Consider the following 22,789-nt stretch of genomic DNA (forward strand, 5'->3'; position numbering starts at 1 on the left):
GAACTATTTGACCACTAGCCTTCACCCTTCTCAACTCGATGATCACTGCCTTCGGAGGGCAGTACTCTATCCAGCTGAGCTACGAGTGCAACGCGCACGCATGATACCTATCTCGTTCGTCTGCGTCCATCGCCTTGATCTGTAGCCCTTTTTACCAGTTGCCATGTTCGCCTCCATGGCGGTTCTGCCTGGGGCTACTCTTTCGGTTCGTGCTCGCCTTGGGGAGCCAGGGCCCATCACGCCCTACCAGCGAGCCGATTTCAGATAAGGTGTTCAACCGCTCGTTCTTTTTTTCGAACAGCCTATTGTCCAACACCCCAGCAGACGCTTAGCATTCGTTTGAGATTTCAAACGCTCGGAGCCCTGCGCTGGGCGCTTTCAACAATCAACAATTCGGGAAGCCGACATGCAGCTCAAAGACGCTCAGTTGTTCCGCCAGCAAGCCTTCATCAACGGTGAATGGCTGGATGCGGACAGCGGCCAGACTATCAATGTGACCAACCCTGCCACGGGCGAAGTCATTGGTACCGTGCCGAAGATGGGTACTGCGGAAACCCGCCGCGCCATCGAGGCAGCCGACAAGGCCCTGCCGGCCTGGCGTGCCCTGACCGCCAAGGAGCGCTCGACCAAGCTGCGTCGCTGGTTCGAACTGATGATCGAAAACCAGGACGACCTCGCTCGCCTGATGACCACCGAACAAGGCAAGCCGCTGGCCGAAGCCAAGGGCGAAATCGCCTATGCCGCCTCCTTCATCGAGTGGTTCGCCGAAGAAGCCAAGCGCGTCTATGGCGACACCATCCCAGGCCACCAGCCTGACAAGCGTCTGATCGTCATCAAGCAGCCGATTGGCGTCACCGCGGCCATCACCCCGTGGAACTTCCCGGCTGCCATGATCACCCGTAAAGCCGGCCCGGCCCTGGCCGCTGGCTGCACCATGGTGCTCAAGCCTGCCTCGCAAACCCCGTACTCCGCCCTGGCGCTGGTCGAACTGGCCAACCGTGCCGGTATTCCGGCAGGCGTGCTGAGCGTGGTTACCGGCAGCGCAGGCGAAGTCGGCGGCGAACTGACCGGCAACGCCCTGGTGCGCAAACTCTCCTTCACCGGCTCTACCGAAATCGGTCGCCAGCTGATGCAGGAATGCGCCAAGGACATCAAGAAAGTATCCCTGGAGCTGGGTGGTAACGCCCCGTTCATCGTGTTCGACGACGCCGACCTGGACAAGGCAGTCGAAGGCGCGATCATCTCCAAGTACCGTAACAACGGCCAGACCTGCGTCTGCGCCAACCGCATCTACGTGCAAGACGGCGTCTATGACGCGTTCGCGCAGAAGCTGGCCGCCGCTGTGGCCAAGCTCAAGATCGGTAACGGCCTCGAAGACGGCACCACCACTGGCCCACTGATCGACGGCAAGGCCGTGGCCAAGGTGCAGGAGCACATCGAAGACGCGGTGAGCAAAGGCGCCAAGGTCCTGTCCGGCGGCAAGCTGATCGAAGGCAACTTCTTCGAGCCGACCATTCTGGTCGACGTGCCCAAGACCGCTGCCGTTGCCAAGGAAGAAACCTTTGGCCCGTTGGCGCCGCTGTTCCGCTTCAAAGACGAAGCCGAAGTCATCGCCATGTCCAACGACACCGAGTTCGGCCTGGCGTCCTACTTCTACGCCCGCGACATGAGCCGTGTGTTCCGTGTCGCCGAAGCGCTGGAATACGGCATGGTAGGCATCAACACCGGCCTGATTTCCAACGAAGTGGCGCCATTTGGCGGTATCAAGGCTTCTGGCCTGGGCCGCGAAGGCTCCAAGTACGGTATCGAGGATTACCTCGAAATCAAATACCTGTGCATCAGCGTCTGATCGCACGGTAAAGGCTTTACCTCTGCCAGCGGGGCGCGAGAGCGACGTCCCGCTGGCCTTTTTTACATTGCAGCACCTGGTGGCCAGGGCGTTCGCGGCAGTCGATCAACGAATACTGACTGCGGGCAACCCCAGCTACCCCCGAATAAAAGCGCCATGTTCAACGGCGCAATGAGGGCATTATGAGCAAGACCAACGAATCCTTGATGCAACGCCGTGTCGCCGCTGTCCCACGTGGCGTCGGCCAGATCCACCCGATTTTCGTTGAATCGGCCAAGAACTCCACCGTCATTGACGTCGAAGGCCGCGAACTGATCGACTTCGCTGGTGGTATCGCCGTGCTGAACACCGGCCACCTGCACCCAAAAGTGGTTGCAGCGGTGCAAGAGCAGCTCACCAAGGTCAGCCACACCTGTTTCCAGGTACTGGCGTATGAGCCCTACGTAGAGCTGTGCGAAAAGATCAACAAGCTGGTGCCAGGTGACTTCGACAAGAAGACCCTGCTGGTATCCACTGGCTCCGAAGCGGTCGAGAACGCCGTCAAGATCGCCCGTGCTGCAACCGGCCGCGCCGGCGTGATCGCCTTCACCGGCGGCTACCACGGCCGTACCATGATGACCCTGGGCCTGACTGGTAAAGTCGTGCCGTACTCTGCAGGCATGGGCCTGATGCCAGGTGGTGTCTTCCGTGCACTGTTCCCGAGCGAGCTGCACGGTGTCAGCGTCGACGATGCCATCGCTTCGGTCGAGCGCATCTTCAAGAACGACGCCGAGCCACGTGACATCGCCGCCATCATCCTCGAGCCCGTACAAGGCGAAGGCGGCTTCCTGCCAGCGCCTAAAGAGCTGATGAAGCGTCTGCGTGCCCTGTGTGACCAGCACGGTATCCTGCTGATCGCCGACGAAGTGCAGACCGGTGCAGGCCGTACTGGCACCTTCTTCGCCATGGAGCAGATGGGCGTTGCGCCTGACCTGACGACCTTCGCCAAGTCCATCGCCGGCGGCTTCCCGCTGGCCGGTGTGTGCGGCAAGGCCGAATACATGGATGCCATTGCACCGGGCGGTCTGGGCGGCACCTATGCCGGTTCGCCAATCGCCTGTGCTGCGGCCCTGGCCGTCATCGATGTATTCGAAGAAGAGAACCTGCTGGACCGCAGCAAGGCCGTGGGCGAGCGCCTGACCGCCGGTCTGCGTGAGATCCAGCAGAAGCATCCGATCATCGGTGACGTGCGTGGCCTGGGTTCGATGATTGCCGTCGAAGTTTTCGAGAAAGGCACTCATACCCCTAACGCTGCAGCTGTCGCCCAAGTCGTTGCCAAGGCGCGCGACAAGGGTCTGATCCTGCTGTCCTGCGGCACCTACGGCAACGTCCTGCGTATTCTGGTGCCGCTGACCGCCGAAGACGCTCTGTTGGACAAGGGCCTGGCCATCATCGAAGAGTGCTTCGCTGAACTCGCTTGATGTAGCTGGCTCTAAAAAAACCCGCTTCGGCGGGTTTTTTCATGTCAGCAATTTACCGACGGTGGGCGCCGATGCTCATCCCTGAACGATCTGATTCTTGCCTTGGCGCTTCGCTTGATACATGGCTGCGTCGGCACGGGCATACAAGCTGTTCAGGGTGTCGTCGTCCTCCATCAAACCCGTCAGGCCCTGGCTCACCGTCACGCTGTAGGTCTGGCCCTCCTGGCCGAAACTCAGCCGCTGCACCTCCCGCTGCAACCGTTCGGCGATCTGTTCTGCCACTTTGGCCGTGCAGCCTGGGAATACTGCGGCAAATTCTTCGCCCCCGATGCGGCCGAACAGATCACCTCGACGCAGTACCGTCCTGCCGCTGTGGGCAATGCGCTGCAGCACTTGGTCACCTTCCTGGTGGCCGTAGCTGTCATTGATGTTCTTGAAATCGTCGATGTCCAGAAGCAGGAAAGTCAGCGGTGTACCGTCCTCCCGTGCCTTGTCGAAGGCCTGCTTGGCACATTCGAAGAAGTGGCGGCGGTTACTGCTCTGGGTCAGGACATCGGTGGTGGCCAGACGCTGAAGCTCGCCTTCGAGGCGTTTCTTGTCGGTGATGTCTTCGGCGATGCCGACGATGGTCACCCGATCGCTACCTGGCTGCTGGCTGACGTAGCACTTGTCGCTCAGCCAGCGCAGCTCGCCATCGCCGTTGAGGATGCGGTATTCGCGGTGTTCCACGGAGCCTGTGGACAGTACCTGGGCCAGGCTCTGTTCGGCAAATTCAAGATCATCCGGATAGATGCTGTCGCGCCATACGTTGAAATCGGCCATGACCCGGCTGACAGGGCGACCAAAGATGCGCTCGAACGCAGGGCTTACGTACAGCACTTGCCGCGTTTCCCAATCGAAGGCCCACAGTACGGCGTTGACACTTTCAAGCAACGAACTGAATAGCTGCTCACGTTCGCTGAGTCGGGCGACTTCGCCTTGGGCATGCATCAGTGCCAGCAGGGTTTGGGCAGCGTCGGGGGGAGGAGTACCGGTCAGAATCTTGGGATTGTTCTTGGCCATGTGCACAGCGCGCGCTCGACGGGTAAAGGTGCGGCCACCTTCCGGCCGATGTGGGCAGTTCGAGTCGAAACAGAGGGTTGAAGTTCCTGAGCTTACGCCCCAGAACGGGGCGTATCGATCAACGGAGGTCAGGCAGCGGTCGGGCGCAGGGAATAGGTTTTCAACTGCGAAGCGAAGTCGCGCAGGGCGTGGATGCCACTGGTCTCGGCCTCGTGTACCCACTCCTTCATGGCGGCAAGCATGTCGTGGCCATTGGCGCTGGTCCGCGCCCAGATCTGCTGCAGGGCCAGGCGCTTCTCGTAAATGGTCTTCAATGCCTGGCTGTGCGCCAGCATGGACTCGATACGGACATGGTGGCGATCCTCCAGCAAGCTGGTTTCACGGGACAGCAGGCGTTTGGCGCGGCGGAAGTGGTGGCTGACCGAGGTATCGACGCGGTCCAGCTCCTGCTTGACCAGCGGGCCGATCACAAGCTTGCGGTACTGGGCCATGATCTGGAAGCGGTTGTTCAGGATGGCCATGGCGGTGTCCATGTCCAGGCTGGCCTTGCCGGCAACGCGGTGGGCGATGGGGGCCACGCGCTGGACCTTGGCCAGGCGCAGCAGGCAGAACAGGCGAATCCACGCCCAGCCCATGTCGAATTCCCAGCGCCTGACCGAAAGCTTGGCCGAATTGGGGTAGGTGTGATGATTGTTGTGCAGCTCTTCGCCCCCAATGACGATGCCCCAAGGCACCAGGTTGGTCGCCGCGTCGCGGCATTCGAAATTGCGATAGCCCACGGCGTGGCCCAGGCCATTGACCACCCCGGCTGCCCAGAAGGGAATCCACATCATCTGCACGGCCCAGATCGTGATGCCGGCGGTGCCGAACAGCAGCAGGTCGATGAGCGCCATCAGCACGATACCGCCCAGCTTGTAGCGGGAGTAGAGGTTGCGTTCGACCCAGTCGTCCGGGCAGTTCTTGCCGTAGATGCGCAAGGTCTCGGGGTTGCGCGCCTCTTCGCGATAGAGCTCGGCCCCTTTGCGCAGCACCGTACTCAAGCCCTTGTAGACTGGGCTGTGCGGGTCCTCCGGGGTTTCGCACTTGGCGTGGTGCTTGCGATGGACAGCGGTCCATTCACGGGTGTTCTGCGCCGTGGTGAGCCACAGCCAGAAGCGGAAGAAATGCTTGAGCCCGGTGTTGAGCTCCAGCGCACGATGCGCGGAATAGCGATGCAGGTAGACCGTGACGCTGACAATGGTCACATGGGTCATCAACAAAGTGATGCCGACCAGTTGCCAGGCCGACAAGTCGAGCAGGCCGTTGTACCACATAGGTAGAGATACCCTCGAGATTCAGGGGAAAGGTGCGATTATCCCTGGGTAGGGAAATAAAACCAGTCAAAGCTGACCACGCCATGTTTCAGCCGGGCGTCGGTGCCCGGCATACCTTGACGCGCGGCCTTTGCGAAGCGCTAACCGCACGTCGGGCAGCAGAAGCTTTATAATCCCCCAACATTTTTCATGGGCAATTGCACCCGACATGTCTGTTTCCGTTCGCGACGCCTTGCGCATGGCAGCGCTTTATGTGGTGCTCTCGATCCTCTGGCTGGTGCTGGCCGAGGTGGTGCTGCAGAGCATGACTGATGACCCCCTGGCCCTGACCGTGGGGCGTCAGATCAACATCGTGGTCTGGGTGTTGCTCAGTGCCTTGCTGATCTACGTCTCGCGCGTGCGGCTGTTGAACTTCATAGGCGCCGGTGCGCGCCTGCGCGGGGAGGACCGTGAGCGCCTGCGCATGGCCGCTGCGGTGTTCGACTGCACCCTGGAAGGCGTCCTTGTGACCGACCGGCAGGGGGTGATCGTGCACGTCAACCGCGCGTTCATGCGCATCACCGGCTATCAGCAGGATGAGGTCATTGGCCAGCGCCCCAGCAAATTCAAGTCGGGGCGTCATGGCGCCGCGTTCTACCAGCAAATCTACGCGGCCCTGACCGAGACGGGGGAGTGGAGCGGCGAGATCTGGAACCGCCGTAAAAGCGGTGAAATCTATCCTCAATGGCAAACCATCCGCGCCATTTGCGATGACGAAGGCGAACTGAGCCATTACGTGGCGGTATTCAGTGACATCAGTGCCATCAAGCATTCGGAGCAGGAGCTGGCCTATCTGGCCCACCATGATCCCCTGACCGACCTGCCCAATCGCCTGTTGTTCACCGACCGGGTCCAGCAGGCGTTGGCAGCGGCCCAGGCCAAGAAGCGCGGTTGTGCGCTGCTGCTTCTGGACCTTGATCATTTCCAAAGCATCAACGACGGGCTCGGCCATACGATTGGCGATCAGCTGCTCAAGCTGGTGGGCGTGCGCCTGGGTGAAGTCGTGAGCAGCGGGGTTACCCTGGCGCGCCTGGGCGGCGACGAGTTCGGCGTCCTGGCCGAGCACTGCCAGGATCTGGGGCAGGCGGCAAAACTGGCCCAGCGCATCATCGAACGCATGCGCGAGCCCTTCCTCTTCGAGGGTCATCGCCTGTTCATCAGTGTCAGCGCAGGCATCAGCCTGTTCCCAAGCGACGCCCTGAGTGCCGAGCAGTTGCTACGCAATGCCGATTCGGCGCTGTACAAGGCCAAGACCAACGGCCGCGCCTGTTATGCCCTGTACACCGAAGAGCTGACCGCGCACGCCCAGTTGCGTGTGGAAACGGCGGGAGAACTGCGCCGCGCCCTCGAGCAGGACGAGCTGCGCGTGTTCTACCAGCCCGTGCATGACCTGGCCTCGGGCAGTCAGGTGGGGGTCGAGGCACTGGTCCGCTGGCAGCATCCCCAGCGGGGCCTGGTGCCCCCCGGTGAGTTCATCCCGATTGCCGAACGCACCGGGCTGATTGCCGAAATCGATGCCTGGGTGCTACGCCAGGCGTGCCTGCAGATGGTGCGCTGGCAGCGAGAAGGCCGCCCCCTGGCATTCGTGGCCGTGAACATCTCGAGCCGGCTGTTTGGCCAGCATGAGCTGTACCGGCAGGTGGCCGATGTGCTGCACGAAACAGGCCTGGCGCCAGCGCTGCTTGAACTGGAGGTGACGGAAAGTGCGGTGATGGAAGATCCGGAAGTGGCCCTGGAGCAGCTTCACCGTCTGCGCGAGCTGGGTGTGACCTTGGCCATCGATGATTTCGGCACCGGCTATTCCTCGCTGTTACGCCTCAAGCGCATGCCCGTGCAAAAGCTCAAGATCGACCAGGGCTTCGTGGCCGGGCTGCCGTGCGATGATGATGATGTCGCGATCGTGCGGGTAATCATCGCCCTGGCCCGCAGCATGGGCATGCAAGTGCATGCCGAAGGCATCGAGCAGCAGGAGCAGGCCAGCTTCCTGCTGCAGGAGCAGTGCCAGCTGGGGCAGGGCTATTGGTTCGGCCGGCCGGTCGCCGCAGAACACCTGCGCTGGGAATAAGGCCAGGGGCTGGCTTGGCGCCAGCCCGCCCCCTGCGCTCATCGCTTGTTCAACCCTCGGGCCAAGCGGTCGCCACCCAGCTGGATCAGTGCCACCAGGGCCACCAGCATGGCGATCACCGTTAGCATGATCTGGCTGTCGAAGCGCTGGTACCCATAGCGGTATGCGATGTCCCCCAACCCTCCGGCACCGATGGCGCCTGCCATGGCGGATGAATTGATCAGCGTCACCAAGGTGATGGTGAAGCCGCCGACGATGCCCGGCAGGGCTTCTGGCAGCAGCACGTGCCAGACGATGTGCCAGCGTCGGCACCCCATGGCTTGGGCTGCCTCCACCAGGCCATGGTCGACCTCACGCAGGCTGACTTCGGCGATGCGAGCGAAAAAGGGCGTAGCTGCGATGGTAAGGGGCACGATGGCCGCCCAGACCCCATAGGTAGTGCCGACCACCCACCGCGTGAAGGGGATCAGGGCAACCATCAGGATCAGAAACGGCACCGAGCGGAACAGGTTGACGAAGGCGGCCAGCACCCGGTTGAGCAGCGGTGCCGCATAGATGCCGCCCCTGTCGCTGGTCACCAGCATGACGGCCATCGGTACGCCCACCAGCAAGGCGATCAGCGAAGAAACGCCGACCATCAACAGCGTGTCGAGCAAACCCTCCAGTAGACGATCAACCCACATGGCCCAGCACCTCCACGTCTTCGGCCCAGCGCCGAGTGCGCTCCAGGAGGCGGCTGGCGTCATGGGGCGAGTGCTGCACCGAAACGATCAGTTGCGCCAGTGTACGCGCGCCGATGGACTGCACACCCCCTTGCAGCAGCCGCACACGTCCGCCCAACTCGGCGAACAACGCCGTCAGATCGGGCTCGCCGAACGCTGTCAGCTTCAGCACGATAGCGCTGTCGGGGCTCGATGGGGCAGCCTTGATGTCCGCGGTCAGGGCTTCTGGCAACGTGGGTTGCAGCGGCGCCAGCAACGTGCGCGTAGTGGCGTGCCGCGCCGCGCCGAGCACCTGCCAGACCTCTCCCTGCTCGACCAATTGGCCACGCTCCAGTACCGCAACCCGGTGGCAGGTGTCGCGCACCACGGCCATTTCATGGGTGATCAGCACGATGGTCAGGCCCAGGCGTTGGTTGATGTCGCGTAGCAGCCCCAGAATCGAGGCGGTCGTCTCCGGGTCCAGCGCCGAGGTCGCTTCGTCGCACAGCAGGATGCTTGGGTCGTGCACCAGGGCGCGGGCAATGCCCACGCGCTGCTTCTGGCCGCCGGACAGCTGCGCAGGATAGACGTCGTGCTTGTCCTCGAGGCCAACCAGTTGCAGCAGCTCGCGTACCTTGCGCTGGCGCTGCGCCTTGGCAACGCCGGCCACTTTCAGGGGCAGTTCGACGTTCTGCCACACGGTCTTGGCTGACATCAGGTTGAAGTGCTGGAAAATCATGCCGATGTTTCGGCGCAACGCCACCAGTGCCTCCTCGTCGTAGCGGGCAATGTCCGCCTGGTCGATCAGCACCCGGCCCTGCGTAGGCTGCTCCAACCGGTTGATGACGCGCAACAGCGAGGACTTACCCGCCCCGCTGCGGCCGATGATGCCGAAGATTTCACCGCGCCGGATGTTCAGGTCGATGCCTTGCAACGCCGGCTGGCTCTGACCTGGATACGTCTTGCCCAACCCGATGAACCGCACATGGGCTTGGCTGACGTCGGGGCGCAGGTCCACGTGTTCAGCCTGACGCGGTGGGGCAGGGGATTCGAGTGCTCGTGCAGTGGACTGGCTCATCGCTGTCACTCCCAACCGGCCTGGTAGAGCGTGCCATGAGCCTTGTCCAAGGCCGCGCGCACGGCGGGCGAGTGCTGGTAGATGTCGACGAACTTGGCCAGGCGAAGGTCATCCCTGCTCTGTGGGCGAATGACGAACTGAATCACGTATTCCTTGTTCTCCAGACCATCGAAAAGCAGGGCCGAGGTGGCGTCAAAACTGTTGGCCAGCCGAATGTAGGCGGGGTAGCCTAGCACCAGGTCCGCGTCGTCATACGCCCGTACCAACTGGACCGCTTCGACCTGAATGATCTTGAGCTTCTTCGGGTTGGCCGTGATGTCCTGTTCTGTGGCCTTGTAGCCCACGCCAGGTTTTAGCGTGATCAAGCCGGCCTTGGCCAGCAGTTGCAGGCCTCGCCCGCTGTTGATCGGGTCGTTGGCGATTGCGACGCTCGCCCCTTCGGGCAGGTCGGCGAAGCTTTTGTAGCGCTTGGAATACAGGCCCACGTTGTTGATGATGCCTGGGGCGTAGGGCACCAGATCGAAACCGGCAGCAGCCTTGGCGTTTTCCAGAAAGGGAATGTGCTGGAAATAGTTCACGTCGATGTCGCCACTGTTGAGGCTGACATTGGGCGCTATCCAGTCGCTGAATTCGATGAGCTTCACCTCGAGCCCCTGCTTGTGCGCCTCTTCGACGGCGGCTTCCAGCGGGATGGCGAAGGCTGACGTGGTGCCGATCTTCAGCGGCTGATTGGCCAGGGCTGCGCTCGAGAAGCCCAAGGCAATAACGACGGCCGCAACGGGACGAATTAGTTTTTCAAGCATGGTGCAGGGCTCCGGTGAAAGCGGGGGCAGGCGCAAAGCGGTAGGCCGAGCCAGGATGGTCGGCTGGCAGGTAGGGATGGTCGGTTGCGAACAGCTTTTCGCGCAGCGTGCCGCCGGCGTAGGCGGTCTTGTAGCGGCCGCGCGCCTGTAGCTGCGGAATCACCAGGTCGATGAAGTCCTCGAAGCTTTCCGGTGTAACGGTGCGGGTCAGGTTGAAACCGTCCAGGCCGGTTTCGTCAGCCCACGCGATCAGCTCATCAGCCACTTGCGCGGGGTCGCCGATCAAGGTGACGTAGCGGCCACCCAAGGCGTGTTGTTGCAGCAGGCGGCGTCGGGTCCAGGCATTGTCCTGAAGTTGGCGGGTGGCCGACTGGATGGCGTTGCCTTGGCTAAAGGCAATCGGCTCGTCCAGATCGAAGGCCGCAAAGTCGATGCCAGTGGAGGCAGCGAAATGCGCGACGCCGGCTTCGGGGCTGGCATGGCGCAGGTATTCAGCGTGCTTGGCCAGGGCTTGTTGCTCGGTGGGCGCCACGATCACCGTGATGCCCATGAAGACCTTGACTGCCATTGGGTCGCGACCCGCAGCTCTGGCAGCGGCGCGCACCTTGTCCACCTGGGCGCGGGTTGAAGCCTTGTCCTGGCCGCTGATGAACACACACTCGGCATGGTTGCCCGCAAACGTCAGCCCGCGCGGCGAGCTGCCAGCCTGAAACAGCACCGGTGTCCGTTGTGGCGACGGTTCGCACAGGTGGTAGCCCTCGACATGGTAGAACTCCCCGTGGTGGCGAACCTTGCGCACTTTGTCGGGGCGCGCGTAGATGCGCTGGCCGCGGTCAGCCAGCACGGCATCGTCGGCCCAACTGCCCTCAAGCAGCTGGTACAGCACCTTGAGGTATTCATCGGCCTGGTCGTAGCGACGGTCATGCTCGGGCTGCTGGGTCAGGCCCATGGCGCGCGCAGCGCTGTCCAGATAACCGGTGACGATGTTCCAGCCGACTCGCCCATTGCTCAGGTGATCCAGGGTCGAGAGGCGGCGAGCGAAGAGATAAGGCGCTTCATACGTGAGGTTGGCCGTGAGGCCGAAACCGAGGTTGCGGGTAACGGCGGCCATGGCGGACACCAGCAGCAGAGGGTCGTTGACCGGCAACTGGATGGATTCCTTCAACGGCACCTCTAGCGACTGGCCGTAGACATCGTAGGTGCCGACGATGTCGGCAATGAACAATCCGTCGAACAGGCCCCGCTCCAGCAGGCGCGCCAGGTCGGTCCAGTATTCGAGGGTCTTGTACTGGGTCGAAGTATCGCGCGGGTGCGTCCACAGGCCATGGTTGATATGCCCCACGCAGTTCATGTTGAAGGCATTGAGCAGGATCTGCCGGGCCATCAGAGGGTCCCCCGGCGCGGTGGGTTTTGCTCGTTGAGGTAGTAGTTGCCGATGGCGTGGTACTTCCAGCGCACTGGGTCGTGCAATGTGTGCACCCGGGCATTGCGCCAGTGGCGGTCGAGGTTGTGTTCGGCCAGCGTGGCCTGACTGCCACCGAGCTCAAACAGCGTGGTGCCGGCGGACAGGGCGATTTCGGTGCTGATGGCCCGTGCCTCTGCCACGGCAATGGACGCTGCGGCTACGGTTTCGGCCGTGCTGTCGTCACGCGCGCTGTCTAGGTAATGGCCTGCGCGTTCGAGCAAGGCTTCGGCAGCGTGCAGGCGGATGGCGAGTTGGCCGAAGTGCTTGACGGTCAGCGGATCGTCGCTCGCCTGCTCGACGCCTGAATCCACCCATGGCCGGCTGCGGGTCCGCACGAAATGCAAGGCGTCCTCATAGGCTGCACGGGCGATGCCGGTATCGATGGCCGCATGAAGAATTTGCGCCAGCGGGCCTACCGGGGTAGGGCGCTCGAACACGCTCTGAAACGGTACGACGTCCTGTGCGCTGACAGGCACGTTATCGAACACCACCGAGCCGCTGCCGGTGGTGCGCTGGCCGAAGCCACTCCAGTCGTCGATCACTTGCAGGCCGGGGCTGTCGGCAGGCACGAATGCCAGGTGCTGGACGCCTTGGTCATCGACCACCGAGGTGGGTATGCGCTGGGCGTATAGCGCACCCGTGGCGTAGAACTTGCGGCCATTGATGCGAAAGCCTTCGCCTTCGCGGCTCAGCCGTGTGGTGCGGTCATTGGCTGTTTTGGTGCCCAGTTCTGCCAGGGCATTGCCAAACCGCCGACCTGCCAGCACCTCGGCGTACAGACGCTGCTGCTGCTCGGGCGTACCGTTTACTCGTAGCACTTCCAAGGCATAGAAATGGTTTTGCGGAATCTGCCCGAGCGAGCCGTCGGCTTGCGCGATGAGGGCGATGACCTTGGCCAGGGTGACGTTGGATACGCCCGCCCCGCCGTAGGCCTTGGGGACGCTGATACCCCACAGGCCCGAGCGTGTGAACAGCGCCAGCTCAGGGTGTGGCAGACGCCGTTCACGGTCGCGCGCCGCGCTGTCGGGGCGTAGCTGTCGGGCGATGTCCAAGGCAACGGCCAGGGCTTCGCCGTCGCTGGTAATGATGCGTGTGGTCATGGTGTGTCTCCGGTGCCCCGGGCCGCGCAGCGGCCCAGGAGGCTACCAATCAGATCCAGGAATGCCGCGCGGGCAGGGTGCCGTTGAGGTGGTACGCGCCAACCGCGTGGTATTTCCAGCGCACCGGGTCGTGCAGCGTGTGCACGCGTGCGTTGCGCCAGTGGCGGTCGAGGTTGAACTCGGCCAGGGTGGCGCGGCTGCCGGCGAGTTCGAACAGTTTCTCGCTGGCCTGCAGGGCAATCTCGGTGGTCAGTACCTTGGCCTCGGCCACCGCAATCGACGCGCGGGCGGCCGACTCGGCATCCACCGTGCCGGCGTTGACCTCGTCCAGCACCTGCCCGGCCCGGCGCAGCAGCGCCTCGGCGGCATGCAGTTCAAGCTTCAGGCGGCCGATGTCTGCAATGACATAGAGGTCGTCGCTGGCGCGGTCTACCTGGGCTTCGATCCAGGGGCGCGACTTTGTGCGCACGAAAGCAATGGCGTCATCGATGGCGGCCTCGGCAATGCCTGCGTCAATGGCCGCCTGGATGAGCTGCGAGGCGGCGCCCTGGGTATTGGGTACCTCCCGCTGGCGCCAGTTGTCGATGACCAGATCTGCTTCTACCGGAACGTCATCGAGCAGTACCGTGCCGCTGGCCGTGGTGCGCTGACCGAAACCCGACCAATCGTCGACGATGCGTAGCCCGGGTGTGCCGCGGCGCACGAAAGCCAGGCGCTGGCGACCTTCCTCATCCAGCGCCTTGACCGCCACCCAGTGGGCGAACAACGCCCCGGTGGAATAGAACTTCTCACCACTGATGCGATAGCCGTCACCTGCGCGGTTGATCCGTGCCTTGAGGGTAAGGGTGTCCTTGGTTCCGCGCTCCGGGCCCGCATTGCCAATCCGCCAGCCGTCCAGCACGCTGCGAAACAGCACGGCCTGTTGCGACGGCGTGGCTGTCAGACGCAGCAGTTGCAGCATGCCGAACTGGTTCTGCGGGATCTGCCCCAGTGCAGGGTCGGCAGCACTGATCAGGCGGAACACTTCGGCCACGGTTTCAAACGACACCTCGGGGCCGCCGTAGGCCTTGGGAACGCTGATGCTTCCCAGGCCACTGCGGGTGAACAGTTCGATCTCGGCCCAGGGCAGTTCGCGTTGCTGATCCCGACGGGCAGCGTGTTCGCGCGCGACAGCGGCGACTTCACGCGCAGCCTGCAGCGCTTGGGCATCGCTGCGCAGGACCTTGGCTGGCAGCACAGGCGGTGCGCTGTCGAGCACGCTGCGGGGGGGAATAAGGGCTTGGCTGGACATCAGTGCCGCTCCTTGGCTGCACGCAATGCCCTGGCGTTATGCACTGGGGTGATCCTGACCATTGCTGACCTCACATGTGGGTTATGCCGCTACAGCTGATCGCGACAGACGTATGCTGGTCCGGTGGTCCGGTACATATACCGTAAAGGTTTATAAAATATTTATGAACTAACGGTTTGGAATATATATAGAAGCGTGTCGCCTGCCACCAGGCGACATGGATTCAGGCGTGAGCTCAGTGACGGCTGTGCTTTTACAATGCGGGCTGGCTTTGCCGGCTTACTCAGAAGCAGCCGTGCCCAGAAACTTGCGCAGAAACTGCCGCGTGCGCTCCTGTTGCGGCGCCGCGAACAAGGCCTTGGCCTCACCTTGCTCCACGATCACACCCTTGTCGAAGAAGATGACCCGGTTGGCCACGTCGCGAGCGAAGCTCATTTCATGGGTGACGATGATCATGGTGCGTTTTTCTTCCGCCAGGCTGCGAATGGTCGCCAGTACCTCGCCTACCAGCTCCGGGTCCAGGGCCGAGGTGGGTTCATCGAACAGAATCACCTCCGGCTCCATGGCCAAGGCACGGGCAATGGCCACCCGCTGCTGCTGGCCCCCGGACAGGCGACGCGGGTAGGCGTCTTCCTTGCCTGCCAGGCCCACCTTGGCCAATAGACGCCGGCCAAGGTCCACCGCTTGGTCGCGCGGTGTTTTCTTGACGATCACCGGCCCTTCGATGACGTTCTCCAAGGCCGTGCGGTGGGGAAACAGGTTGAAGTTCTGGAACACGAAGCCTGCCTGTTGGCGCAGGCGACGTATCGCGCTGTGTTGCGGGCCGAGGGGCCGGTCGGCATCGATGCTGATGGCGCCGATCTTGATCTGCCCGGCATCGGGCGTTTCCAGCAGGTTCAAGCACCGCAGGAAGGTGGTCTTGCCCGACCCGCTGGGGCCGATGATCGCCACCACTTCACCCGGCTGCACCGTCACATCGATGCCATCGAGCACGGTCAGGCCCTTGAAGCGTTTGGTCAGGCCTTTGACTTCAATCATGCTCAGTGCTCCTGATCATGTTGGTTGACCCGCGCTTCCATGCGGTTCTGGAAGTAGGCCAGGATACTGCACAGCACCCAGTAGACCACGGCCACTGCCACGTACATGGTGAACACCTCGAAGGTACGTGCCGTGATCAACTGGGCCTGACGGAACAGCTCCGGCACCTGGATGGTGGCGGCCAGCGCAGTGTCCTTGACCAGCGAGATGAAGCTGTTGCCCAACGGCGGCAACGCGGTGCGCAGCGCCTGGGGCAGGATCGCCCGGCGCATGGCCTGCACGCGGGTCATGCCGATGCTGGCTGCTGCTTCCCACTGCCCACGGTCGATGGAAGCGATCGCGGCGCGCAGGATCTCGCAGATGTAGGCGGCCATGTTCAATGACAGCCCGATCAGCGAGGCGGGGATCGGGTCGAGCTCGATACCGATCTGGGGCATGCCGAAGTAGATGACGAACAGCTGCACCAGCAGGGGCGTGCCACGGAAGAACGATACGTATATCCGTGCCAGCCAGTTGAGCGGCAGCACTTTGGACAAACGCATCAACGCCAGGGCAAAGCCCAGCACCAATCCGAAGAACATGCCCCCTACGCTGAGCAGCACGGTGTAACCCGCACCCTTGAGCAGAAAGGGTGCGGAGTCGGCGACCAGTTGCAGGCTTTCAGCGATCATCGGGTGACGTCAGCACCGAAGTACTTTTCGGACAGCTTGGTCAGCGTCCCGTCCGCCTTGAGCTTGTCGATGGCCTTGTTGATGGCGTCCAGCAGTTCAGGTTCGCCCTTGCGCATGGCAACCCCGCTCTCCAGTCGCGAGAACGCATCGCCCGCCAGTTGCGTATCCTTGGCTTTCTGCGCGTATTCAAGTGCAGCCAGGCGATCGATCAGGATGGCATCGATGCGGCCGTTGCGCAGGTCGGCAAACTTGCTGGGGTCGTCTTCATAGGTACGCACTTCGGCCTTGGGCACATCCTGTTTGACCCATTGCTCGTAGTTGGTACCCAGGCCTACACCGACTTTCTTGCCTGCCAGGTCCTGAGCGCCCTTGATGCCGAGCTGGTCAGCCTTCTTCTTCAGCACCAGCGCCTGGATACCCGAGACGGTATAGGGTTCGGAGAAATCGTATTTCTTCTTGCGCTCCTCGGAAATCGTGACCTGGTTGACGACGATGTCCAGCCGCTTGGATTCCAGCGCAGCCAGGATACCGTCCCATTTGGTCGGCTGGATCTTGGCCTTTACGCCGAGCTCCTTGGCCAGCAATTCGGACAGCTCCACTTCGAAGCCGGTCAGCTTGCCGTTTTCATCCTGGAAGCTGAAGGGTGGGTATGTGCCTTCAAGGCCGACGTTGATCACGCCTTTTTCCTGGATGGTCTTCAACTCTTCGCCGGCAAAGGCCTGGCCAAGCAGGCCTGTGCCCAGCAGCAGGGCCAGGCTGGCATTGAGTAGCGGTTTGGCGAACTTCGACATGTCTGAGCCCCGAGCGTGTTGTGAATGAAGTGATGGCGACTATAGGGTTGGATGCGCAGCGCAGGAAATAGTCAAAAATTATCGCACTTTGCCTATTTATGCGTTTGGAAATTGTCCATTGATCTTGAGGGTAGGCGAGGCTGGCATGGCTGTCATTGCTCTGGCGGTCCAATCCAGTGTCAGGAAAGAGGGTGAGGCCTGTTCCAGGGCGCTTGCCCGCAAAATGACGGCATCGACAATAGAACAGATAGCCTAGAAGGCAGGAGAACACACCGTGACCGAACAACCCGCCTCCGGGCACTGGCAACTGCAGGGGATCGTGGCCGGCTTGCGCGGTGCCCGTGAGCAATGGCGCACCCGCAATGGCCGCAGCAGCGGCGAACAAGGTGGCCGGGAGCTGCCGTCGCGCGAAGCGGTGCGACAGATCCTTGAACAGCTCTGCGGCGCGCTGTTTCCCATGCGCCTCGGGCCAGTGGACCTGCGCGAGGAGAGCGAGGATTTTTATGTCGGCCATACCCTGGACGCCGCGCTCAATGCGTTGTTGGTGCAGGCGCGCCTGGAACTGCGCTACGCCGCCCGGCAAGGCAAGGAGGACCTGGCGGGTGTCGACGCCCATGCCCTGAAGCTGATCCAGGGCTTTGCCGCAGCGCTGCCGGGCATGCGTGTACTGCTCGATACCGACGTGCTGGCGGCCTACCACGGCGACCCGGCGGCACGCAGTGTCGATGAAGTGCTGCTGTGCTATCCCGGCATCCTGGCGATCATCCATCACCGTCTGGCCCATCACCTGTACACGGCCGGGCTGCCACTGTTGGCACGAATCAGTTCGGAGCTGGCCCACTCGGCAACGGGTATCGATATCCATCCTGGAGCCCAGATCGGCCCAAGCTTCTTCATCGACCACGGTACCGGCGTGGTGATCGGCGAAACCGCGATCATCGGCGAGCGCGTGCGGATTTATCAGGCGGTGACCCTTGGCGCCAAGCGCTTCCCGAGCGATGAGTCCGGCACGTTGCACAAGGGCTTGGCCCGTCACCCGATCGTCGAAGATGACGTGGTGATCTATGCCGGCGCTACCGTACTGGGGCGCATCACCATCGGGCAGGGTTCCACCATCGGTGGCAACGTCTGGTTGACGCGCAGTGTGCCGCCGCACAGCAACATTACCCAGGCCAACCTGCAGCTCGATTGTCAGGACAAACAGTGATCGTGGACGGTGCCTTGAGTCGGCACCCGCCCGGTGCATGCCCCTTTGCGGCCAGGGGTCGACAGGGCATGTCAGGCTGGCCAAGAGGTGTTTCCAGGGCATTACCAATCGGCGCTTCAATTCGCAATGAGGCTCAAACCATGTTTAACTTGAACGCTTGTTCAATTAAAAAAACGCTGGTCCGCTGCCGGTGTTCATCAGGAGGATTCCTTTGCTGAACCCGTTAATTATGCGTCTTTCGTCCTTTGACGAGGTGCACACGCCATGAGTGCACCGACCCCTTCGCTTGCCCCTGGCAAGATCCGCATGAACCCCCCGGTGTTCTATTTTGCGGCAAGTTTCATCCTCATCTTTGGCCTTGTGGTCATCATCAACCCGGAGAGTGCAGGCCAGTGGTTGCTGGCGGCGCAGAACTGGGCTGCCAACACGGTAGGCTGGTACTACATGCTGGCGATGACCCTGTATCTGGTCTTCGTGGTGGTCACCGCCGTATCCGGCTACGGCAAGATCAAGCTCGGTGCCGACCACGACGAGCCCGAATTCAGCTACCTGTCATGGGCGGGCATGCTGTTCGCTGCGGGGATCAGCATCACGCTGTTCTTCTTCTGCGTCTCGGAACCGCTTACCCACATGCTGCAGCCGCCCCAGGGTGAGGGGGGTACGGCTGAGGCGGGGCGGCAGGCGATGCAGATCCTGTTCCTGCATTGGGGCCTGCACGGTTGGGGCGTCTTTGCCTTCGTCGGCATGGCGCTGGCTTATTTCGCCTACCGGCACAACCTGCCGCTGGCCTTGCGCTCTGCGCTCTACCCGCTAATCGGCAAGCGCATCAACGGGCCTATCGGCTATGCGGTCGACGGCTTCGGCATCATCGCCACGGTATTCGGCCTGGGGGCCGACATGGGCTTTGGCGTGCTGCACCTCAACGCCGGCCTGGATTACCTGTTCGGCACCAGCCACAGCCAGTGGGTGCAGGTGGTGCTGATCACGCTGATGATGGGCGCGGCGGTGGCCGTGGCGGTAGCCGGTGTGGAAAAAGGCGTACGGGTAATGAGCGACATCAACCTGTTCCTGGCCTGTTCGCTTTTGCTCTTCGTGTTGTTCGCAGGCCCCACCCAGCACCTGTTCAACACCCTTATCCAGAACCTGGGCGACTATTTGGGTGCCTTGCCCCGCAAGAGCTTCGACGTCTATGCCTATGGCGATAACCGTGAGTGGCTGGGCGGCTGGACAGTGTTCTACTGGGCCTGGTGGATCGCGTGGGCGCCGTTCGTGGGCTTGTTCATCGCGCGCATCTCCCGTGGGCGGACCATTCGCGAGTTCGTCTTCGGTGTGCTGCTGATTCCGCTTGGCTTCACCCTGGCGTGGATGTCGATCTTCGGCAACAGCGCACTGGACCAGGTCATCAATCACGGCATGACCGCGCTGGGCCAGGCCGCGTTGGACAACCCGTCGATGAGCCTGTACCTGCTGCTGGAGACCTACCCGTGGAGCAAGGCGGTGATTGCCATGACGGTGTTCGTCAGCTTCGTGTTCTTCGTGACGTCGGCAGACTCCGGTACCGTGGTGCTGTCCACGCTGTCGGCAACCGGCGGCGATGCAGACGAGGATGGCCCGAACTGGCTGCGCATCTTCTGGGGCGCGATGACGGCACTGGTGACCAGTGCCTTGCTGTTCGCCGGCAGCATCGACTCGCTGAAGTCAGCGGTGGTGCTCACTTCGTTGCCCTTCTCGCTGATCCTGTTGTGCATGATGTGGGGGCTGCACAAGGCCTTCTACCTGGAGTCGCAGCGCCAGATCGCGCAGATGCACTCGCTGGCTCCCTTCGCCCAGTCACGCCGAGGCCGTGGGGGTTGGCGCCAGCGCTTGAGCCAGGCGGTGCATTTCCCTTCGCGGGACGAGGTGTACCGGTTCATGGACGATGTGGTGCGCCCGGCCATTGCCGATGTGCGTGAGGTGTTCGAGCAGAAAGGGCTGGTGCTGATCACCCAGGACGACCCGAGCCATGACAACGTCAGCTTGAAAGTCGGCCATGGCGATGAACAGCCGTTCATCTACCAGGTGCAGATGCGCGGTTACTTCACGCCCTCGTTCGCCCGTGGTGGCCTGGGTGCCCATGAGTTGAAGAACCGTCGCTATTATCGGGCGGAGGTCTACCTCAGCGAAGGCAGCCAGAATTACGACCTGGTGGGCTACAGCAAGGAACAGATCATCAACGACATCCTCGACCAGTACGAACGGCACATGCAGTTCCTGCATTTGGTGCGCTGATCGCCCCGTCCTGGAAGGGCGAGCCTCATGGCTCGGCCTTCCAGGATCGCCCCGCCTCTCTCCGACTAAGCGCCCTCCGGCTAATAGGGCGCATCGCCCAGAATGGTTGCCCTGTGCATCACCCGCCGGTTCGGCCGGTAGTCGTCCACTGCGTAATGCTGGGTGACGCGGTTGTCCCAGAACGCTACGTCGTTTTCCTGCCAGCGCCAGCGGATCGTGAACTCTGGCCGGGTGGCATGAGCGAAAAGAAGCTTCAGCAGTGCCTCACTTTCCGATTCGCTCAATTCATTGATGCGCGTGGTGAACCCCTCATTGACGAACAGTGCCTGGCGCCCGCTGGCTGGATGCGTGCGTACCACCGGATGAGATAAGGGTGGGTTTTCACGCCGGGTCTGCTCCCAGCGCGCCAGATCCTGCGGAGTTGTGCCAAAGCGCTCCAACGGGAATGACTTGGTGAAGTCGTGGGTCGCCGTCAGCCCGACCAGCATCGCCTGCAGCGGCGCTGACAATCCCTCGAAGGCTGCAATGCCACTGGCCCACAGGGTATCGCCGCCATAGGCCGGCAAGTGCTTGGCACTGAGCACTGCGCCCAGGGCCGGTGTCGGCAGAAAGGTCACGTCGGTGTGCCAAACGGCGTTGTCACGGACGTCAGTGACCGCAGTATCGAGCACCAGCACCTGGGGCGTATCGGGTACGTTGGGGTAGATGGGGTGGATGTGCAGGTCGCCAAAGCGGGCGGCAAAACGCGCCTGCTGGGCGGGGGCGATGGGCTGGTCGCGGAAGAACAGCACCTGATGGCGAAGCAACGCGTGTTCTATGGCGTCGCGCACCTCGTCGCTGATGTCGCGGGCAAGGTCCACGCCGCCGATCTGTGCGCCCAGCGCCGGGCTGAGTGGGGTAATGGTCAGGCTCATGTCGGTCTCTTCAGGCAGGCGCCCTTGCGGGCGCACGAGCGGTAGGGTTCAGTGGCTTTGCCCGTGCCAGGGCACCAGTCGACGTTGCAGCGCGCGTAGGCTCATCTCCAGCGCGAACGCGATCAGCGCGATCAGCAGGATGCCCAGCACCACCACATCGGTGACCAGAAATTGCGCGGCCGACTGCACCATGAAGCCAAGGCCGCTGGTGGCGGCGATCAGTTCGGCCGCTACCAGCGTCGACCAACCGACGCCCAGGCCAATCCGGATGCCCGTCAGAATGTCGGGCAGCGCACTGGGCAGGATCACGTGACGAATCAGCTGGGCCCTGGTCGCACCCAGCGATTGCGCGGCTCGCAGCTTGGCCGGGTCGGTGGTGCGCACGCCCGTGGCAGTGGCGATGGCGATGGGCGCGAAGATCGCCAGGTAGATCAGCAGCACCTTCGACAGCTCGCCGATCCCGCACCAGATGACGATCAGCGGCAAGTAGGCGAGCGGGGGGATAGGCCGGTAGAACTCGATCAACGGGTCGAAGATGCCCCGTGCCACGCGGCTATAACCAATGGCGATACCTATCGGGATGGCCGTGAACACCGCGGCCAGCAGTGCTGTGCCGATACGCCCGAGACTGGCGCCAAGGTGCTGCCACAGGCTGGCATCCATGTAGCCTTGGGTGAGCAAGACCCAGGCTTTGGCCGTGATGTCAGCAGGCGAGGGCAGAAACAGGGGCTCGACCCACCCGGCAGCCGTGACCAACCACCAGGTCAGCACTAGGCTGGCCAGGGTCAATGCGCTGATCCAACGGGTGGGCAGCAAGCGAGCCCCGCTGGCGGCAGGTGCTGATTGAACAGTGGGCTCACTGGCCGCTGGTATATCAATGCTGCTCATGCGCGCTCCTGGGATTGACGGTGCGAAAAGACCCGGGCCAGCACATGCTCGCGCGCTTCGATGAAGCGCGGGTCGGACTTGATCGCCCGCGCCGGCTCGCCGTTGGCGTAACGCTGGCCGAAGTCCAATTGAAGCCGCTCGACGATGCGCCCTGGGCTGGGTGCGAGCAGCACCAACTCAGTGGCGAGAAACACGGCCTCCTCTATGTCATGGGTGATCAGGAACACAGGTTTGTCGGCGCGCTGCCAGATATCCAGCAGCAGCGTCTGCATGTGCTCGCGGGTGAACGCATCCAGGGCACCGAACGGTTCATCCATCAGCAGTACGCCAGGGTCGGCGGCCAATGCACGGGCCAGGCCCACGCGCTGCTTCTGGCCGCCTGAAAGCTGCCATATGCGCCGCTCGGCAAACTCTGCAAGGTCGACCAGGGCGAGCATCTCGCGGGCTCTGGCTTCACGTGCCGCGCGTGGCACGCCGGCCAGTTCCAGGCCGAAGGCGACATTGCCCAGCACGTTCTGCCAGGGCAGTAGGGCATCATCCTGAAAGACCACGCCACGCTCGGCCCCTGGCCCCTGCACGGGCACGCCGTCGAGCGTGATGCGTCCCGCGCTGGGGCTGACGAATCCTGCGATCAGGTTCAGCAACGAGGTCTTCCCGCTGCCCGAGGGCCCAAGCGCCACCAGCAACTGCCGCGGCCCTACGCTCAGGGTGATGTCGGCCAGCACCGGGCTCGCGGCACCAGGGTACTGTGCGCTGATGCGCTCCAGTTCGAGCAAGGCCATGTCA

At 62.6% G+C, this 22,789-nt stretch carries 19 protein-coding genes; 5 read left to right on the top strand and 14 right to left on the bottom strand.

Going from position 1 to position 22,789, the window contains the following annotated elements; all coding sequences use genetic code 11:
- Positions 1 to 406 precede the first annotated feature (406 nt).
- Positions 407 to 1,849, top strand: coding sequence for an NADP-dependent succinate-semialdehyde dehydrogenase (gene gabD / locus B2Y33_RS11550; protein WP_023535744.1), 1,443 nt, complete (start codon positions 407 to 409; stop codon positions 1,847 to 1,849).
- Positions 1,850 to 2,031: 182 nt separating this feature from the next.
- The gene (gabT, locus tag B2Y33_RS11555) at positions 2,032 to 3,309 is read left to right on the top strand and encodes a 4-aminobutyrate--2-oxoglutarate transaminase (RefSeq protein ID WP_023535755.1); all 1,278 of its coding nucleotides are present in this window, start codon (positions 2,032 to 2,034) and stop codon (positions 3,307 to 3,309) included.
- A gap of 75 nt (positions 3,310 to 3,384) precedes the next feature.
- Here the strand turns inward: gabT and B2Y33_RS11560 are convergent, their stop codons facing one another.
- Positions 3,385 to 4,371 (bottom strand): GGDEF domain-containing protein, encoded by a 987-nt coding sequence (locus tag B2Y33_RS11560; protein ID WP_027914149.1) that lies wholly within the window; start codon positions 4,369 to 4,371, stop codon positions 3,385 to 3,387.
- Positions 4,372 to 4,499: 128 nt separating this feature from the next.
- A complete protein-coding gene (gene desA, locus B2Y33_RS11565; protein ID WP_206405240.1) occupies positions 4,500 to 5,684 on the bottom strand; it encodes a delta-9 fatty acid desaturase DesA in 1,185 nt (394 codons plus the stop codon).
- 208 nt (positions 5,685 to 5,892) lie between these two features.
- Here desA and dibA point away from each other — a divergent pair, with 208 nt between their 5' ends.
- Positions 5,893 to 7,788: a phosphodiesterase DibA gene (gene dibA, locus B2Y33_RS11570; protein WP_206405239.1), complete on the top strand. Its 1,896-nt coding sequence runs from the start codon at positions 5,893 to 5,895 to the stop codon at positions 7,786 to 7,788.
- A gap of 38 nt (positions 7,789 to 7,826) precedes the next feature.
- Here the strand turns inward: dibA and B2Y33_RS11575 are convergent, their stop codons facing one another.
- From B2Y33_RS11575 to tcyJ, 9 genes are all read right to left on the bottom strand, one after another.
- Positions 7,827 to 8,471, bottom strand: coding sequence for a methionine ABC transporter permease (locus B2Y33_RS11575; protein WP_027914146.1), 645 nt, complete (start codon positions 8,469 to 8,471; stop codon positions 7,827 to 7,829).
- Complete coding sequence (locus B2Y33_RS11580) at positions 8,461 to 9,567, bottom strand: methionine ABC transporter ATP-binding protein (protein WP_206405238.1); 1,107 nt, start codon at positions 9,565 to 9,567, stop codon at positions 8,461 to 8,463. The genes B2Y33_RS11575 and B2Y33_RS11580 overlap by 11 nt, the downstream gene beginning before the upstream one ends.
- 5 nt (positions 9,568 to 9,572) lie before the next feature.
- Positions 9,573 to 10,370, bottom strand: a complete 798-nt coding sequence (locus tag B2Y33_RS11585; protein WP_288632932.1) for a MetQ/NlpA family ABC transporter substrate-binding protein — start codon at positions 10,368 to 10,370, stop codon at positions 9,573 to 9,575.
- Positions 10,363 to 11,754, bottom strand: coding sequence for an LLM class flavin-dependent oxidoreductase (locus tag B2Y33_RS11590; RefSeq protein ID WP_049696781.1), 1,392 nt, complete (start codon positions 11,752 to 11,754; stop codon positions 10,363 to 10,365). The genes B2Y33_RS11585 and B2Y33_RS11590 overlap by 8 nt, the downstream gene beginning before the upstream one ends.
- Complete coding sequence (locus tag B2Y33_RS11595; protein WP_049696780.1) at positions 11,754 to 12,935, bottom strand: SfnB family sulfur acquisition oxidoreductase; 1,182 nt, start codon at positions 12,933 to 12,935, stop codon at positions 11,754 to 11,756. Before B2Y33_RS11595 ends, B2Y33_RS11590 begins: the two co-directional genes overlap by 1 nt.
- A gap of 49 nt (positions 12,936 to 12,984) precedes the next feature.
- Entirely contained in the window at positions 12,985 to 14,226 is a 1,242-nt protein-coding gene (locus B2Y33_RS11600) for an SfnB family sulfur acquisition oxidoreductase (RefSeq protein WP_196128498.1), read from the bottom strand.
- 279 nt (positions 14,227 to 14,505) lie between these two features.
- On the bottom strand, positions 14,506 to 15,264 hold the full coding sequence (gene tcyN, locus B2Y33_RS11605; protein WP_027914140.1) for an L-cystine ABC transporter ATP-binding protein TcyN: 759 nt from the start codon (positions 15,262 to 15,264) through the stop codon (positions 14,506 to 14,508).
- A gap of 2 nt (positions 15,265 to 15,266) precedes the next feature.
- Entirely contained in the window at positions 15,267 to 15,935 is a 669-nt protein-coding gene (gene tcyL / locus B2Y33_RS11610) for a cystine ABC transporter permease (protein ID WP_206405237.1), read from the bottom strand.
- On the bottom strand, positions 15,932 to 16,726 hold the full coding sequence (gene tcyJ / locus B2Y33_RS11615) for a cystine ABC transporter substrate-binding protein (protein WP_023535740.1): 795 nt from the start codon (positions 16,724 to 16,726) through the stop codon (positions 15,932 to 15,934). The genes tcyL and tcyJ overlap by 4 nt, the downstream gene beginning before the upstream one ends.
- A gap of 274 nt (positions 16,727 to 17,000) precedes the next feature.
- Here tcyJ and epsC point away from each other — a divergent pair, with 274 nt between their 5' ends.
- Complete coding sequence (epsC, locus tag B2Y33_RS11620) at positions 17,001 to 17,933, top strand: serine O-acetyltransferase EpsC (RefSeq protein WP_206405236.1); 933 nt, start codon at positions 17,001 to 17,003, stop codon at positions 17,931 to 17,933.
- A 306-nt stretch (positions 17,934 to 18,239) separates the two neighbouring features.
- The gene (gene betT / locus B2Y33_RS11625) at positions 18,240 to 20,201 is read left to right on the top strand and encodes a choline BCCT transporter BetT (protein WP_206405253.1); all 1,962 of its coding nucleotides are present in this window, start codon (positions 18,240 to 18,242) and stop codon (positions 20,199 to 20,201) included.
- 80 nt (positions 20,202 to 20,281) lie between these two features.
- Here betT and tauD read toward each other — a convergent pair whose 3' ends face one another.
- Genes tauD through tauB form a run of 3 tightly spaced genes read right to left on the bottom strand, consistent with a single transcriptional unit; the run spans position 20,282 to position 22,785 of the window.
- Positions 20,282 to 21,115 carry a taurine dioxygenase gene (tauD, locus tag B2Y33_RS11630; RefSeq protein ID WP_027914135.1) on the bottom strand — a complete coding sequence of 278 codons (834 nt, stop codon included), beginning with the start codon at positions 21,113 to 21,115 and terminating at the stop codon, positions 20,282 to 20,284.
- Positions 21,116 to 21,163: 48 nt separating this feature from the next.
- Complete coding sequence (tauC, locus tag B2Y33_RS11635) at positions 21,164 to 22,003, bottom strand: taurine ABC transporter permease TauC (protein ID WP_028688185.1); 840 nt, start codon at positions 22,001 to 22,003, stop codon at positions 21,164 to 21,166.
- On the bottom strand, positions 22,000 to 22,785 hold the full coding sequence (gene tauB / locus B2Y33_RS11640; protein WP_028688184.1) for a taurine ABC transporter ATP-binding subunit: 786 nt from the start codon (positions 22,783 to 22,785) through the stop codon (positions 22,000 to 22,002). The genes tauC and tauB overlap by 4 nt, the downstream gene beginning before the upstream one ends.
- Positions 22,786 to 22,789: the final 4 nt, after the last annotated feature.

Source organism: Pseudomonas sp. UBA5666, from assembly GCF_002420785.1.
Lineage (GTDB): Bacteria > Pseudomonadota > Gammaproteobacteria > Pseudomonadales > Pseudomonadaceae > Aquipseudomonas > Aquipseudomonas fulva.

Coding starts and splice junctions, on each gene's coding strand:
- gabD (WP_023535744.1), top strand. CDS start 407: ATGCAGCTCAAAGACGCTCAGTTGTTCCGCCAGCAAGCCTTCATCAAC.
- gabT (WP_023535755.1), top strand. CDS start 2,032: ATGAGCAAGACCAACGAATCCTTGATGCAACGCCGTGTCGCCGCTGTC.
- B2Y33_RS11560 (WP_027914149.1), bottom strand. CDS start 4,371: ATGGCCAAGAACAATCCCAAGATTCTGACCGGTACTCCTCCCCCCGAC.
- desA (WP_206405240.1), bottom strand. CDS start 5,684: ATGTGGTACAACGGCCTGCTCGACTTGTCGGCCTGGCAACTGGTCGGC.
- dibA (WP_206405239.1), top strand. CDS start 5,893: ATGTCTGTTTCCGTTCGCGACGCCTTGCGCATGGCAGCGCTTTATGTG.
- B2Y33_RS11575 (WP_027914146.1), bottom strand. CDS start 8,471: ATGTGGGTTGATCGTCTACTGGAGGGTTTGCTCGACACGCTGTTGATG.
- B2Y33_RS11580 (WP_206405238.1), bottom strand. CDS start 9,567: ATGAGCCAGTCCACTGCACGAGCACTCGAATCCCCTGCCCCACCGCGT.
- B2Y33_RS11585 (WP_288632932.1), bottom strand. CDS start 10,370: ATGCTTGAAAAACTAATTCGTCCCGTTGCGGCCGTCGTTATTGCCTTG.
- B2Y33_RS11590 (WP_049696781.1), bottom strand. CDS start 11,754: ATGGCCCGGCAGATCCTGCTCAATGCCTTCAACATGAACTGCGTGGGG.
- B2Y33_RS11595 (WP_049696780.1), bottom strand. CDS start 12,935: ATGACCACACGCATCATTACCAGCGACGGCGAAGCCCTGGCCGTTGCC.
- B2Y33_RS11600 (WP_196128498.1), bottom strand. CDS start 14,226: ATGTCCAGCCAAGCCCTTATTCCCCCCCGCAGCGTGCTCGACAGCGCA.
- tcyN (WP_027914140.1), bottom strand. CDS start 15,264: ATGATTGAAGTCAAAGGCCTGACCAAACGCTTCAAGGGCCTGACCGTG.
- tcyL (WP_206405237.1), bottom strand. CDS start 15,935: ATGATCGCTGAAAGCCTGCAACTGGTCGCCGACTCCGCACCCTTTCTG.
- tcyJ (WP_023535740.1), bottom strand. CDS start 16,726: ATGTCGAAGTTCGCCAAACCGCTACTCAATGCCAGCCTGGCCCTGCTG.
- betT (WP_206405253.1), top strand. CDS start 18,240: ATGAACCCCCCGGTGTTCTATTTTGCGGCAAGTTTCATCCTCATCTTT.
- tauD (WP_027914135.1), bottom strand. CDS start 21,115: ATGAGCCTGACCATTACCCCACTCAGCCCGGCGCTGGGCGCACAGATC.
- tauC (WP_028688185.1), bottom strand. CDS start 22,003: ATGAGCAGCATTGATATACCAGCGGCCAGTGAGCCCACTGTTCAATCA.
- tauB (WP_028688184.1), bottom strand. CDS start 22,785: ATGGCCTTGCTCGAACTGGAGCGCATCAGCGCACAGTACCCTGGTGCC.